The sequence below is a fragment of the Tatumella sp. JGM130 genome, assembly GCF_018257525.1.
GTDB lineage: Bacteria > Pseudomonadota > Gammaproteobacteria > Enterobacterales > Enterobacteriaceae > Tatumella > Tatumella punctata.
In genome coordinates this window covers 1-13242 of record NZ_JAERJS010000038.1, presented here as the reverse complement: position 1 = coordinate 13242, position 13242 = coordinate 1, and the positions used below count along the sequence as shown (strand labels likewise).

The 13242-nt window shown below is 27.1% G+C and carries 18 protein-coding genes; 9 read left to right on the top strand and 9 right to left on the bottom strand.

From position 1 onward, the window contains the following. Window positions 1-9: 9 nt before the first annotated feature. On the bottom strand, window positions 10-873 hold the full coding sequence (locus tag JK211_RS14485) for a ParA family protein (RefSeq protein WP_212709385.1): 864 nt from the start codon (window positions 871-873) through the stop codon (window positions 10-12). A 171-nt stretch (window positions 874-1044) separates the two neighbouring features. Between JK211_RS14485 and JK211_RS14480 the strand changes: the two genes are divergently transcribed. The 6 genes from JK211_RS14480 to JK211_RS14455 all read left to right on the top strand — a co-directional run bounded on the left by JK211_RS14480 (window position 1045) and on the right by JK211_RS14455 (window position 7397). After that, window positions 1045-1848 carry a hypothetical protein gene (locus tag JK211_RS14480; protein WP_212709384.1) on the top strand — a complete coding sequence of 268 codons (804 nt, stop codon included), beginning with the start codon at window positions 1045-1047 and terminating at the stop codon, window positions 1846-1848. 61 nt (window positions 1849-1909) lie between these two features. Continuing rightward, window positions 1910-4123 (top strand): hypothetical protein, encoded by a 2214-nt coding sequence (locus tag JK211_RS14475; protein ID WP_212709383.1) that lies wholly within the window; start codon window positions 1910-1912, stop codon window positions 4121-4123. A gap of 745 nt (window positions 4124-4868) precedes the next feature. Then, a complete protein-coding gene (locus JK211_RS14470; RefSeq protein WP_212709382.1) occupies window positions 4869-5099 on the top strand; it encodes a hypothetical protein in 231 nt (76 codons plus the stop codon). A gap of 565 nt (window positions 5100-5664) precedes the next feature. Further along, on the top strand, window positions 5665-5970 hold the full coding sequence (locus tag JK211_RS14465) for a hypothetical protein (protein ID WP_212709381.1): 306 nt from the start codon (window positions 5665-5667) through the stop codon (window positions 5968-5970). A 4-nt stretch (window positions 5971-5974) separates the two neighbouring features. Further along, complete coding sequence (locus JK211_RS14460; protein WP_212709380.1) at window positions 5975-6874, top strand: hypothetical protein; 900 nt, start codon at window positions 5975-5977, stop codon at window positions 6872-6874. Between the two features lie 55 nt (window positions 6875-6929). Next, on the top strand, window positions 6930-7397 hold the full coding sequence (locus tag JK211_RS14455; protein WP_212709379.1) for an H-NS family nucleoid-associated regulatory protein: 468 nt from the start codon (window positions 6930-6932) through the stop codon (window positions 7395-7397). A 55-nt stretch (window positions 7398-7452) separates the two neighbouring features. On the opposite strand, the gene JK211_RS14450 is transcribed toward JK211_RS14455, so the two are convergent. Beyond that, on the bottom strand, window positions 7453-8064 hold the full coding sequence (locus JK211_RS14450) for a hypothetical protein (protein ID WP_212709378.1): 612 nt from the start codon (window positions 8062-8064) through the stop codon (window positions 7453-7455). Window positions 8065-8287: 223 nt separating this feature from the next. Here JK211_RS14450 and JK211_RS14445 point away from each other — a divergent pair, with 223 nt between their 5' ends. The 3 genes from JK211_RS14445 to JK211_RS14435 are packed head-to-tail and all read left to right on the top strand — an operon-like array spanning window position 8288 to window position 9867. Beyond that, a complete protein-coding gene (locus JK211_RS14445) occupies window positions 8288-8560 on the top strand; it encodes a hypothetical protein (RefSeq protein WP_212709377.1) in 273 nt (90 codons plus the stop codon). Continuing rightward, a complete protein-coding gene (locus JK211_RS14440; RefSeq protein WP_212709376.1) occupies window positions 8553-8846 on the top strand; it encodes a hypothetical protein in 294 nt (97 codons plus the stop codon). Before JK211_RS14445 ends, JK211_RS14440 begins: the two co-directional genes overlap by 8 nt. Beyond that, entirely contained in the window at window positions 8839-9867 is a 1029-nt protein-coding gene (locus JK211_RS14435) for an ankyrin repeat domain-containing protein (protein ID WP_212709375.1), read from the top strand. Before JK211_RS14440 ends, JK211_RS14435 begins: the two co-directional genes overlap by 8 nt. A 42-nt stretch (window positions 9868-9909) precedes the next feature. Here the strand turns inward: JK211_RS14435 and JK211_RS14430 are convergent, their stop codons facing one another. The 7 genes from JK211_RS14430 to JK211_RS14400 all read right to left on the bottom strand — a co-directional run. After that, entirely contained in the window at window positions 9910-10218 is a 309-nt protein-coding gene (locus tag JK211_RS14430) for a hypothetical protein (RefSeq protein ID WP_212709374.1), read from the bottom strand. A gap of 73 nt (window positions 10219-10291) precedes the next feature. After that, the gene (locus JK211_RS14425; RefSeq protein ID WP_212709373.1) at window positions 10292-10579 is read right to left on the bottom strand and encodes a type II toxin-antitoxin system RelE/ParE family toxin; all 288 of its coding nucleotides are present in this window, start codon (window positions 10577-10579) and stop codon (window positions 10292-10294) included. Then, complete coding sequence (locus JK211_RS14420) at window positions 10576-10827, bottom strand: type II toxin-antitoxin system Phd/YefM family antitoxin (RefSeq protein WP_212709372.1); 252 nt, start codon at window positions 10825-10827, stop codon at window positions 10576-10578. Before JK211_RS14420 ends, JK211_RS14425 begins: the two co-directional genes overlap by 4 nt. Window positions 10828-11055: 228 nt before the next feature. Then, complete coding sequence (locus JK211_RS14415) at window positions 11056-11589, bottom strand: hypothetical protein (protein ID WP_212709371.1); 534 nt, start codon at window positions 11587-11589, stop codon at window positions 11056-11058. 18 nt (window positions 11590-11607) lie between these two features. Beyond that, a complete protein-coding gene (locus JK211_RS14410; RefSeq protein ID WP_212709370.1) occupies window positions 11608-11982 on the bottom strand; it encodes a hypothetical protein in 375 nt (124 codons plus the stop codon). Between the two features lie 182 nt (window positions 11983-12164). Further along, complete coding sequence (locus JK211_RS14405; protein ID WP_212709369.1) at window positions 12165-12656, bottom strand: hypothetical protein; 492 nt, start codon at window positions 12654-12656, stop codon at window positions 12165-12167. A gap of 24 nt (window positions 12657-12680) precedes the next feature. Beyond that, window positions 12681-13242 (bottom strand): hypothetical protein (locus JK211_RS14400; RefSeq protein WP_212709368.1); only part of this gene is annotated, 562 nt, incomplete at its 5' end.

Genomic DNA, 13242 nt, shown 5'->3' with positions numbered 1-13242 from the left:
TCTTATTAATTATTTAATGTTTTTATTTTGTTGACTTGCTAAGTAGGTTTGAAACTTTATATCGCTATAAACACTCATTATTTCTTTTCTTGCTGAATGTAGATATTGATAAATTCTTTTCCCGAAAATTGTATCTCCGTGAAGATAAGTATTTTGATAACAGGCCCTTTCTTTCATAAAACCACGTGTTGGAAAATTACTATCATATTGGTTTTTAAGACAAGTTTCAGTACCTTCATCTTCATATTTGAAGTATTTATTAAATATTGTTTTTTGATCTTTTACACTCTCATTATAACAGTTTGGTGTAATTACAGTATGTCTATCTTTGATTAATTCAATATAGTCTTCATAAGTCGGAATAAAACTCTCACTTTCTAATCGAGTAGGCATTATTATTAATGAACTGTCATAAAAATTACGAGTAAAGCGAGGGGGGTGATCTACGATAACAACATCATAATCTTCAAAATTAACATTCTTGTCGCTTTCAAAAACTTCAAAAGGAAATCTTTCTTTTGGGTCAGTAATAACTTCCTCGCTGAAATTATCTAAAAAATAGGGCATATTATATTTTTGACTCCAATTCTCCCACACATTCCTTTTATCTTCATATTCTTTTCTTCTTTCTATGAGAGATTTAGATAACTCTTTTTGAATTTCAGTTCTTTCAACTTCTAAAGCATAGTTATAGAAGTTAAAGCAAGATTTTAAAGGATCTTTATCTATAACACAGACTTTATATCTGTTCATTTTATAACTCAAGAGGCCGTTAGCAAAACCCGATGCTAATGCTTTAACTAAAGTGGTTTTACCAATCCCTCCTTTTACATTATAAACTTCAATTATTATAACTTTTTTATTTTGACTCATTTTTAATTCCTCTTTAATTAAATATTTAACTTTTTTATATACATCTATATTGACAATTAACTGAAAAGCATTTTAATGGTTATATTACGGTTGTATCACTGTTATATAACGGTAATAGTACGAGAATACTACTCTTAACATAAAAAGTCAATATTTAAAAGGAAATATACTATGAACGATACAAAAAGAAATAATAAATATTTAGATCAGGTACTTAGAGATGCAGATGCTGAATTCGGCACCTCACTTTCTAATTTAACAAACCAAAAAAAAGAAAAATTTGATGATGATTTAGAGGAATTTGAAAAATATTGTTCTTCAAATGAAAAAATAACTTTCACTGAAAACTTTGAGAATTCAAATAACCCTGAGAAAAAACACAAAGAGGAAAATAAAAAACAAGAGAACTTGAAAAAACAAGAAGAAATGATGGATTCTATACCTCTTCCTTTAAAAAACGATGAAGAGCATAATTTTAAATCTGTTGTTAATCATTTTAATATGTTAGATAACGATAGTTTTAAAGCCATTTTTAAGAATTATGAAGTTCTTAAAGATAGCATTAAAGTAAATTTAAAATCCGGAGCATATGTAGATTTAAAATCCGATAAATTATCAATAGTTAAAAATAACAATCAAATTGAAAAGTTACCTGATGTAAAAGCCGAAGTAACAGCACTTATATTTTTATCTTTCGAAAAAAACATTAAAGATTTCCACATAGACGGACACTCCGCTTATGTTGAAGAGGCTTTAAAGCAAATATCTATAATTAATGAGAAATTACCTGATAATGAAAAATTCAAAGTGAGTTGTAATAAAGAGCACCAACACTTATATAAAAACTATTTTGAAAATAAAAACAAAGAAACAAACACTGAAAAGAAAAAAGAGAAGTTAACCATCATAAAAAAGGAGGATCTTGTAAAAAAAAATGAAAGTGATTTAATAAAGACGAATAAGCCAAAATTTTAAAATAGTACCTACTATCAAAACAAGGGAAAAACAAATTAAATAAACAAAAGGATAAGTCAAAATGAAAATGAAAATCAATATAAAAGTAAAAATACTTATATGCTTTATTTTTACTTTGCTGTTTTCTAATACAGCATCAGCATTAGATATATTTAACTTTACTAACAACTCAAATGATGTGTTATTGGAGGGAATGGGGCATTTCTTTAATACAGACGGAACGACAGCAAATGCCAGTTCCGCATTCACTTTAATGATAAAAGTAATAATAGAAAGCATATTATTACCGTCAGGGATGGGCGGTATTATTTATGCTGTGATAGCATTAACAACTTCGCAAGCAATGACCGGAAAAGTCGCTTTAAAAAACATAGGCTATTCTTATCCTGGAAAAGTCTTATTATGTGTAACAATGTTAGTGCCTGGTTTTAATGGTGTTCCACTTATTATTATTTTACTTTATTATTGCTTTACTTTTTCAAATGCCCTGGGAACAGCAGTTGGAAATGTAGCAATAGATAATGCTCCTAAGAATTCAATAATGACAAATAAGTATGCTGATGATTCTCTATATCCACTTTTATCTAAAATGGTAAATGCGAACAGATGTATTTTGGAAAGTCAAAACTACATCGATAAATTAGATGAACAAGGAACTTTGAACTCATTTTTAGCAGTAGTTTCTTCTAAAAATATCAAACCTAATTTCACAACGACAACCGGAACTGTTGTTGATGGAAATGATGTAACTCACTTAATGATTTCCTACGGTGATAAATCCGGGGCTTTCGTGTTAGGTAGAAATTTATGTTCAACAATTGATTATGAGATCACATCAAAAAGTAATAACATTGATTTAAACGAAAATATTATTGACAGTGTTAATGCTCCAAAACTACAAGTTATAAAACAAGATTTTAATCAAATTCACGAACAACAATTGATCGCTTTAAATCAAAAAGCATTACAACTTGCTCAATATCAAATGTCACCAGGTTTTAATATTGATACTTATAAAACAATGTTTGCTGATGCGACTAATTCTTATGCTAATGCTTTAACTGATGAAGGGAATAAATTATCACAACAGTTTATTAATAATAATAATTATTCTCAAATAATGAAAATGGGACCCGCAATGTATGGGGCACTTCCTTCATCGATGGGTATAGTCCAGGGAGAGATACAACAAGAGAAAGACACATTACCAACAACATCGGGTGTGGGTATCAACAATGTAGGTTTGAAAGACACAGGTTTAGGTCCCGTTGTGATAGGTGCTATCAATTCATCTGATAATATCAATAACACAGTGATGGGTGAACTAATGCCAAGCACTGCTATCACAAAAGGGGATGTCGGACAAACAGACTCAAACGACAGTATCTTTATGAGACTTGCTGTTGGTCCTATACTCGATCTTGTCAATTTTAGAGACATTGTATCGACTACTGACTTCTACAGTAATCCAATTTTCACTGAACAGCAGGAAGGCTATAAGATACTTAAAAGCATCGGCGGTATAGAGGCCAGATTTGTAACTCTGGGTATAGTGACATTACCGATCCCCGGTTCTTCTGTTGCTGTAAACTGGATCGGTAGCACCTTTATCACTCCGTTGGTTATGGGGCTTTGGATACCCGCTATCCTTCTTACCTTCCTTATACCTCTAATGCCGGTTGTTATGTGGTTAGGAGTGATTACAGGCTGGATTTTAGGTTTAATAAACTCTATGTGTACAGTAACTGTTGCTTTGATAACTCTTGTCTATCCAGATCCTCAAGGTTTTGTTGGTAGAAGTGGCCAAATCTATCTTGTCTTTCTTGAAGAGATAGCCCGTATACCGTTCAGTGTCATAGGATTGTTTGCCGGTTGGTCTTTACTTCCAATCACACACTATTTTATTGCTCTTAACTTTACAGCGATCTTCAATACTAAATTAACAGGATTTGAAGGGTTGATTACAGGAGTGGTTGAGATTGTGCTTTACGGTCTTGTCTCTTATGCCAATACAAAGGCTTGTCTTGCTCTATCTTCTAAACTTCCAGATGTGATGTTGTCATTGTTAGGAAGAACTTCACAACTTATGAGCAGTTCAGTAAGTGATATCTCTAATAGTGTAGATAAAGCATCCGGTGCTGTAGCAACAGGTGTCACAGCTATAACAGCAGGAGCAAGAGCCGGTATTTCAAATATGAATAGAATGGGAAAAGAAAAAAACAAAAACAATGCTGTTGACGATAGAACAAGACTTAATCTAAGACGAAAAAAATAAAATGAAAAATGTGAGGTAATAAAAGAGAGTTGAGAAACTCTCTTTTTTATTTGCTCATTATAAACAAAACATTTAATAAATAATAAATTTAATAAAATATTACTGTTGACATTTTATTAAAATATTGTTTAATAAAATAAAGAGAAAACTAAAAAAAGGAATTGACGATGAGTAAAATTAAAAAAGTAATAACATTCTTTAATCCGTTCTCTACTTCAATAAGAAGTGTAGGTAAAGGAATAGAAAGAAACAAGAAAACATTAAGTGATATAAAAAACAAAATAGATACTATTAAAGAATTAGAAAAGAACAGTAATGTGTCATATTGGATTGAGAAGAATAAATTTAATAATGAAGACATTAGAAAGTCATACAAAATATATTCTATATTAAGTTATATTATGTTTTTCGTATCATCTTATTGTGTTTTCAATACAGTATACAGTATCACTAACGATGGGTTTCGTATGTATACAATAGACTATCTTATATCAATAGTAATGATGTTAACTTTACATTGGTCGTTCTTATACAAATGTTATTGTTTAAAGACTTTAAAAACCCCCGCGAAAAGACTTAGTATTTATAAAAAGATTAGTAATGTGTTCCCTGATATTAATTACTAAAATTAATATCAAAAAAATAAATTAAAAAAATGTTGATGTGGATTTTTAAGTACGCTATATTTATTCCAACAAACAACGAAACAGAAAATTAAATTAAACTTACAGAGAGAGAAAATATTATGTCAGTAGATACATTTGTTTTAGGTTATATGAACTTTGTTTTAGCATTATCAAAAGAATGGCATATCAGTGCTTTTTACATTATGTTAGTAGTTGGTTATGGTGGAGGAACTTTCCTTTATCAATTGACTAAAAGAGTAAGAATTTTAAATCCCTGGCATTGTCAGAGAGCAGCATATTTTGCCGTTATGGGATTTGGGATGATGAATTTCCCGTTCTTCTTTATGTAAGAAAAACAATAGGATGGGATAAAGAAATATACAAAACTCTGTAAGTATGTTATAGTTTAGTTTGTCATATTAAACACATTTTTTGTGTGATATTTTTTACCTTTTTTTAATCCCCGACTTTTTGTTAGGGATTTTTTTTGGAAAAATGAAAACTTTCAATCAAAGAATTAGCGATTACGAATATTTCACAAAAAGACTAAAAATGTCTTTAATTAATGATGACCGAAAAAAAGCACTATCAACAATAGAAGAAATAAAGAAGACCGGTTTAAGTCTTTGTCATAGTAAAATAGACTTCATTTCTTTGTTCTTCTTAAATTCAAAAAATATTGATCTACAACTCTTTCTTTCCCTTTATTATCAAAAATCCCCTCTTAATACTTTTAATAAGTCATTGATTTTATCAATCTATAATAAATATAAAGAAGAAAACGAAGAATTGTTATATATATTGAGTTTTTATAAAGATATCCTTTGAATTAATTTGACAATTTTATAATTATTATATTTAATTATATTATAAGTTAAATTAAAAAATTGAATAATAAAATTAAGGATTATTAATATGGAAACTCAATTACTAAATACTCTATTTGAAAGTTTAAGAACATTAAGCTTACTCACTATATTCACATTCGCGCTTACTTTTTCAGCAAAAAGTTTAGTAACAACAATAGAATTAATAATAGCAATGAAAAAAAATAATTATGTTGAGTATAAAAAAGAGTGTGAGCGATTATATATCACCCCTCGATTTTTTGATTACATTCATAAAGACAGAGTTAATTTTAAATATGCTATATTAACAATGATTGTTTGCTCAGTATGTTTTTATCTATCAATTGAAATAATAACTAAGATTTTAAGGTAAGCATATGAAAGAAATATTAGAATCAATGAACATAGATAGCAGTGTTAATAACATAGACAAAGACAGCAATAATTATGAGTATGATTTATTAAATTATATTTATGAAGAAAAGAAAGAAGATATAATTTTCGACAAACAAAAAATAACAAAAGAAGTTTTTGGTTTAATTAATTCATTCCTATCAAAGAAAAAAGAATTCAACTATAAAGAATCCGTTATTATCGTTAAGTATCTAACAATGATAAAATCCAAAATGATCGATGGTAAAAAAGACATTGAGAATGGAATTAATTATTTTAATAAAATAAAAGAATTGGATATAACACTTAACTACGAAAAAAAAGGGTTTTATGAATTTTTCCTTATCCCTTTTTTTAGTATCATAAATGCTGAAATTGATAGAGGTAGGGTTTTTTCATTTATAAGTGAAGAGGTTTTAACAATACTAAAATATGACTTATTAAAACATTATATTTATAAAGACTATAATATATTTGAAATAAAGTTTTCAGGTGTAATGAAATCATCTGTTGAAGAAAACAATGTTGTAGAATTCAATATAAAAGACGGTTTTGTTAGAAACCAAGACAGAGAAGACAGTATTTTTAAAAAGGAAGTAAAAAACTTCAATTTTGTTGATGAAACTCTTTATAAAATATCCAACAGTAACTTATCAAAAGAAGAAAAGACAAAATATTTTAAATCATTGATTAAGGTTTTTTATCAGCAGAATATCGAGATAAAAAAAGGTGTCCAGTTTAGTTTGTACCTGTTCAATGAGAAAGAAAAACTTGTTGAAGAAATGATGCTTGTTAAAGTTATTGAAACAATCGTTGAAAACTCAAAAAACAAACTAAAAACTCCGATAAAAAAACGTTTTTGTTTTAGAATGATTATGCTATGATTGTTTTAAGAAGTAGAGAGACAGTAAAACTAACAAAACTTAAAAGGTATATAATATGACAGCAGATGTAGTAGTTAATCAACTTAACAGCATCCTTTCTCGTCTTTCTTTTGAAGAGTTTTCTAACTCTAAAAATCAGTTAAAAGATCTCATTGATTCTTATGAGTTGAAGTTTATCGAGCAAGAAGAGAAGAAAAAGCAGAAAGAAGAGGCTCTTTCTAAAATTCGTGAAATCGTTTCAGCAACTTCTCTTGAAGGTATCACAGCAGAAGATTTAGAAGAAAACGATCCTCTCCGTTTAATTCTTGCTTTGCCTGAGGCTGGCAAAAAGGGCAAAAAGACACGGGCACCAAAAAAACCGAAGTATGCTTACACTGACGAAACAGGCACTGAAAAAACCTGGTCAGGCCAGGGCAGAACTCCGCTGTTTTTAGCAAACTACAAAGAACAGCATGGAAGTATTGATAAGTTCTTGATTGAAAATAACGATCAAGAAAAAAGTGAAAATATCGAATTACCGTAATTCACACCAAAAGAAAAAGAGCCTATAAAGGCTCTTTTTTTTGTCTTAAATTTGATTATGTAAAAGTGAGGAAAGTCGATGTGACACCGAAAGTGTTCATTATAAGACTGATAAACCATTCTATATGAACACAGCATAGACCCGACACGAACATAATAAACACTTCTCCGTATTTTACATCACCAACTCCAACTCCTTTTTGATAAAGTTTTACGAAAGCAACAAGGCTTGCTCCTACCCCTAATGCTTTAACCATCATCAAAGCAGCATTAATCAGTTGTTCTAAAGTCTGATCACCGGAACTTGTATGTGTCTGTGAGTCCAAAGACAACATACTTCCTGAGGCTCCTAAAGTGTTAGAACCTACTTGTATTGAAAAAGCAAACTGAACGACAAAGGCAGCACAAGCCATCATTAAAATAGGACCACCTAAAGTAATTCCTTTCTGGGGTGAATCAGCCATTTCTTTTAGTCTCATAACTGATTTATAAGTCATAAGAAGACCGAACAGCAGAGCTAAACCATTAATTAAGTAAATAACATTTTTACTTGTCTCATTTACATTTGATGCTAACTGTGAAGTATCAACATTAGTATCAGCAAAACATAACTGAGGAACTAATATTGATAATATTATTGTTGAAAATAAAATTATTCTTTTAGTCATTTTGAACCTTCCTTTTTAATTTGTTTGTTTGTTTTAATATTTAATTAATTAATTATTTTATTAAATATATAGATATTTAAATTCATTTTATTGATTCTGTCAATTGGATGACATAATATAAATGAATAGTGTTAAATTAATTAAAAAGTTAATATTATATTATTGACTTATTTAATAAAATGCTTATATTTATTATATCAACAAATAAAATGAGGCTATAAAAATGAGTTTAAAGAAAATCGATGAAGAAATAGATAAATTATTAAATATTAAAAAACAAGATAAAGGATATTTATTCGAAAAGTATTTATTTGTAACAACAATCATATTGAGCATTGTATCAATGTTTTTGAGTTTTATACCAACCGTGTTATTAAACAAAATATTTGAAGGTCATAAAATAATACATATCATCTACAATGAAATAATAGTGTTTGTATTTATTATGTGTGCGGGATATTTTGTTAAATTTAAAAGGAGTAACAAAAATGGATAAGAGAATGAATAATTTTTTAATGACTTTATCAATACTAAGTTTTTCGGCAATGATAGGAATAAACATCTTAAAAGGTAAGCCTGAAATATCACAAAATACAATAATACTTCCTTTATTGCCTTATATTATATTTTTGTTTTATATGATTTCTCCAAAAATAAGTAAAGCAATAATTGATTATAAAGTTTATAAAATAGTAAAATCTAATAAATATAGTGAGCAATTTAAAATAGAATATCTAAAACAAAAAATAAAAGAAAAAAAAGGGAGTGAAGAATATGAGTAATATAAAAGTAAAAGATGGAATTGAAGATGAAATGAAAAAATACGGATTTTATTTTGAAAATGATCAACAGAGAAAAGAAGTTAATTTATATTTAGATGGAAGAATAAAACTAAAAAATTGTGATAATATACAAACAGCACTCGTTGAAATATTTTTTAAAAATAGAGAAACTAAAGAAGATTATATGACAGTAGATAAAAGAGCATCGATAATATTAAAACAAAATAATTTCGACCTCAATGATAATGTTAGCAATGAATTACATAATAAGATATCATTAAAACCACAATACTATATAAGCATATTACATAGCATCTTTAAACTTGATATAAATAAATTTTGCTATTTGAAAAATAGTGAAATAGTAGATCTAAAAAACGATAATGTTGTTATAAATAATTATTCAGATCAATATTATAATAACAGATATAATGATAATTCAAAAACTCACATTATGAATAGTATAGATATTAAATTAAAAGATAATAATGGAAATACTTGTTTGTTTTATCCTTGCTCTAAAAATAAAGTAATGAGAGCAATAAAAGCAGGAGTAGAAATAAATGCTGTAAATGATAATGGGATAAATGCTTTATTCAATAGTGATTTTGAGACTTCAAAAATCTTGATAGCAAATTTTATCAATGTTCATAAAAAAGATAATTTAGGAAGAACGGCTTTATTTTATGCTGGAAATGACTTTGATAAAGCAAAAATATTAATAGATAACGGGTTGAGTGTTAACACTGTCGATCATCTTGGAAGAACACCTCTTTTTTATGCTGAAAATAAAAAGGTATTAGATTTATATTTAAAAAACGGAGCAAAGAAAGATATTTTGGATAATAATGGAGATAATGCTTTTGAATTCATTGCTGATAAAATGAATAATGATAAAAACAGTAATTATAATAAATTAGGAGTTGAATTTTTACTTATGCTTGAAAAAGAAAAACTTGAAAGTTTAGTTAACAATGAAGAAGGTTTGGAAGAAAAAAAATCAAGGAAAATGAGGTTGTAATATAAAAATAAAGCCTGTTAAAAAGGCTTTATTTAATCAACATTAAGCATACTGTTTTTCAATATCGTAAGGTTTAACAAAGCCCATTCTTCTGTCTATTATAGCAAGAGTTAAACTCATATTAGCTATATCCAGAACTTTTTTATAGTGTTCTTCACTATCACACTTACTTCTGGATATTAATAGACTGTTAAAGTAAGGTATTTTATCTAAAACCTGTTTGAATTCTTCTTTTGTTTTTGTTGTATAATCAACATTCAAAATCGAGTTAATAGTTATCAAGTGATTATCTAAATCACTTCTAAAATTACCTTTCTTAAAATCTTTACCTCTAAATTTAACTCTTCCCATAAAGCACCTCATTTAATTAATTATTTAGTTTATAAAATAATATATTTTTTAATTAAATAAGTCAATAAATATTTTAATAGTTTCTATTCTTTGCTTTATTATATATTTCGTTTTTTTCTCTTTCACCTATTGCGATAACTTGGATAATAACGAGATCATCAATAACTTTATAGACAAGACGATAACCCGATGTTTTTAATTTAATTTTATAACAGTCTTTCATTAAATGAAGTTTGTTTTTTGGTATCTTCGGGTTTTCTTGTAACTTTTTAAGTTTCTTAGCAAACATTGTTCTAATGCTAGGGTTTAGTTTTTCCCATTCTTTAAGTGCTGTTTCTAAGAACTCAACTTTATAGATCATAGATAATCATCCAGATTTACAGAAACACTTCTTTCATTTTCTCTATCTTTTATAATTTTTGATAATTCTAAATCCTCCATAACTTCCATCATTACTTCATACATCGCAGGAGGCACACAGTAAAAAGCAGGTTCATTTCTATTTAAAATAACAACACTATCTCCGTGACCGGATTGAACAGTTGCCATCGGGTTTTTTTTAAGTTCACTAATGCTCGCAATGTTTTTAGAAAGTATATAATTAGCCACAGACAAGACCTCTTAAAAGTTTTTTAACTGGTCTTATTATATCATCTGCTGATTTTATTTTCAATATAAATCAATTATAGTGATATTTTAATAATGTATTATAATTATAAATAGAGATAGAGATAGAGATAGAGATAATTTTTCCATATATTTTATTTTTAATATATAAAAACAGTGCTATTTTTACATAACAATTAAAATAACACTGTTATAAGAATTTAATTTCAACTACATTCTCTTTATTTTTCTTTTAAAATCATTGCTCATATTTTCATTTTTTGTTAAAACTTCTTTTTCTTTATTTGCTATTATACTTTTAATATCAACTCCAATATCTTCGCAAACAGAAATCACATATTCAATTTCTTCTTCGTCATCGTGAGTCGTTATATCAAAAGTATTTTTAAAGAAATTAGCAATGGCATTTTTTTCAGCATTAAGTAAATATTCTTCTGTTATAGCAGGGCAAAAAACATAATAATCTATTGTATTATCACCGTTTTTTAATTTAACTTTATTTCCCAAATTTGTATCTATGTTTTCTACTTTTTTAACATTCTCAATATTACCATCGAGAATTTCAGAAAGCATTAAATATACATTATCTTGTTCAAAATTAAAAGCCAGATCAATATTACAACCGTCTTCTACATCTTGAAAGAATTCAGACAAATCATCCAATGTACCAGATATATAATTATAATAAATATCAGTTAAAAAATTACTTAAAATACTTTCATCAACATTAAGGACATTATACATAAAAACCTCACATTATAATTAAACTATTTTTAATTTACTTTTGTTTTCTTTTTCATAATCGACATTATAATCATTAGCGATTAATAATCCTATCTCTTGACATCTTAACAATGCTGAATCCAAATCTTCGTCATAACTTGTACCTTCAGAGTCATACCAAACTATAGGATCAAAATCTAAATACTTATCCTCTTCAAAAGTCATAATATAGTTTTGATAATCGTTATCCTCACTGAATTGATATTCACTTACATCAATAGATAAATATTCTCTTTCTGTTGTGTAATACAAAAAACCAGAATCTATCATTTCTTTTAAATCTTCTAACTCTGGATCTGTTTGTATTTTCCTATCAATCAGTTCATATATTTCTTTAATTTTTGAATCTTCCATAAATTTTCCCTCTTTTTTAATTTAATATTTTATTAACTAATTCGTTAATATAATATATTTATAACTTATATTTTTATATTAATCAATAGTAATTATAAAATAAAAAGATAGTATTACCGAATATCCTTAATTTACAGACGAAAGGTTACAGTAATACTATCTTTTATATCTTTAAAATGTAATTACATACTAAACTTATTATTATTTTTATAGTTTGATTTATTTTCAGTCTTATATTCCTCAGCAACCATCAATACAAATTCAAGCTGATTTTCATCAAAATTATATTTACCCAAATCATTATTAACAAAATCAGTTATTAACTCTTTTTCATATTCTAAAAGTTCATTAGCATCAATATTTGTCGTATTGTCATAAACACAAACACCATTATATTCCCTATAATCATCATATTCGAAAGGCTTATCATCATAACTCTCGATATTTTCCTTATAATAATCAATAACATTATTATAAAAGTTATTATTTTCAATAATCGGTTCACAATAATCAAGTATACCAACATCGGAATACAAGCTATTAAAAAAACTCAAGACCTTATTATTACTATTATTTATAGATATATCAAAATGGTCATAATATTTATCTTTCAAATATTCTAATACCATACCATCATTTAAATCCAAAACTTTAAATTTATCTTCTTCAATCATAATACTTACCACCACTATAAAAAATCACATTCTCTTTTTTCTGTTAGAAACAGAGTTACTTTCAATAGATAAGTCTTTTCTTATAAGTTCATTTTCTTTTTTTGAAATAAAAAAATCAAAGTTAGATACTTCCCTAAGTTTATCTATTATTAATCTATCTTCATTATAATATTCTTCTAAATAACCACCTTCTTCTAAATCTGATATTCTTTCTGAAAAAATGTCACATTGTATTTTAACTAAATCATTTTTACTTAAACTAAAATCTCCTTTAACATAGACATCATTTAAAAAATATGAATATTCTTCTTCGTTTGCTTTTCCTTCAAACTCTTCTATATCGAAAGAATTACGGTTTATTAAATATGATAAAACATCATATAAATGAAATTCATTAACACTATCATAATAAGAAGTAATAGATTGGAATTGGTCATCATCAATAATATCTTTAGCAGTTGCAATAAAACCATTATCGGTAATAGCATTGTAAATCACTTCGGAATAAGCATCATAATAATGTTCAACAACATCACTTTTTTTTAGTTCATAAACATTGTATTTTTCCATTTTAAAGCTCCTGTAT

Excerpts from the sequence above, each read along its gene's own strand:
- JK211_RS14485 (WP_212709385.1), bottom strand. The coding sequence starts at position 873 with ATGAGTCAAAATAAAAAAGTTATAATAATTGAAGTTTATAATGTAAAA.
- JK211_RS14480 (WP_212709384.1), top strand. The coding sequence starts at position 1,045 with ATGAACGATACAAAAAGAAATAATAAATATTTAGATCAGGTACTTAGA.
- JK211_RS14475 (WP_212709383.1), top strand. The coding sequence starts at position 1,910 with ATGAAAATGAAAATCAATATAAAAGTAAAAATACTTATATGCTTTATT.
- JK211_RS14470 (WP_212709382.1), top strand. The coding sequence starts at position 4,869 with ATGTCAGTAGATACATTTGTTTTAGGTTATATGAACTTTGTTTTAGCA.
- JK211_RS14465 (WP_212709381.1), top strand. The coding sequence starts at position 5,665 with ATGGAAACTCAATTACTAAATACTCTATTTGAAAGTTTAAGAACATTA.
- JK211_RS14460 (WP_212709380.1), top strand. The coding sequence starts at position 5,975 with ATGAAAGAAATATTAGAATCAATGAACATAGATAGCAGTGTTAATAAC.
- JK211_RS14455 (WP_212709379.1), top strand. The coding sequence starts at position 6,930 with ATGACAGCAGATGTAGTAGTTAATCAACTTAACAGCATCCTTTCTCGT.
- JK211_RS14450 (WP_212709378.1), bottom strand. The coding sequence starts at position 8,064 with ATGACTAAAAGAATAATTTTATTTTCAACAATAATATTATCAATATTA.
- JK211_RS14445 (WP_212709377.1), top strand. The coding sequence starts at position 8,288 with ATGAGTTTAAAGAAAATCGATGAAGAAATAGATAAATTATTAAATATT.
- JK211_RS14440 (WP_212709376.1), top strand. The coding sequence starts at position 8,553 with ATGGATAAGAGAATGAATAATTTTTTAATGACTTTATCAATACTAAGT.
- JK211_RS14435 (WP_212709375.1), top strand. The coding sequence starts at position 8,839 with ATGAGTAATATAAAAGTAAAAGATGGAATTGAAGATGAAATGAAAAAA.
- JK211_RS14430 (WP_212709374.1), bottom strand. The coding sequence starts at position 10,218 with ATGGGAAGAGTTAAATTTAGAGGTAAAGATTTTAAGAAAGGTAATTTT.
- JK211_RS14425 (WP_212709373.1), bottom strand. The coding sequence starts at position 10,579 with ATGATCTATAAAGTTGAGTTCTTAGAAACAGCACTTAAAGAATGGGAA.
- JK211_RS14415 (WP_212709371.1), bottom strand. The coding sequence starts at position 11,589 with ATGTATAATGTCCTTAATGTTGATGAAAGTATTTTAAGTAATTTTTTA.
- JK211_RS14410 (WP_212709370.1), bottom strand. The coding sequence starts at position 11,982 with ATGGAAGATTCAAAAATTAAAGAAATATATGAACTGATTGATAGGAAA.
- JK211_RS14405 (WP_212709369.1), bottom strand. The coding sequence starts at position 12,656 with ATGATTGAAGAAGATAAATTTAAAGTTTTGGATTTAAATGATGGTATG.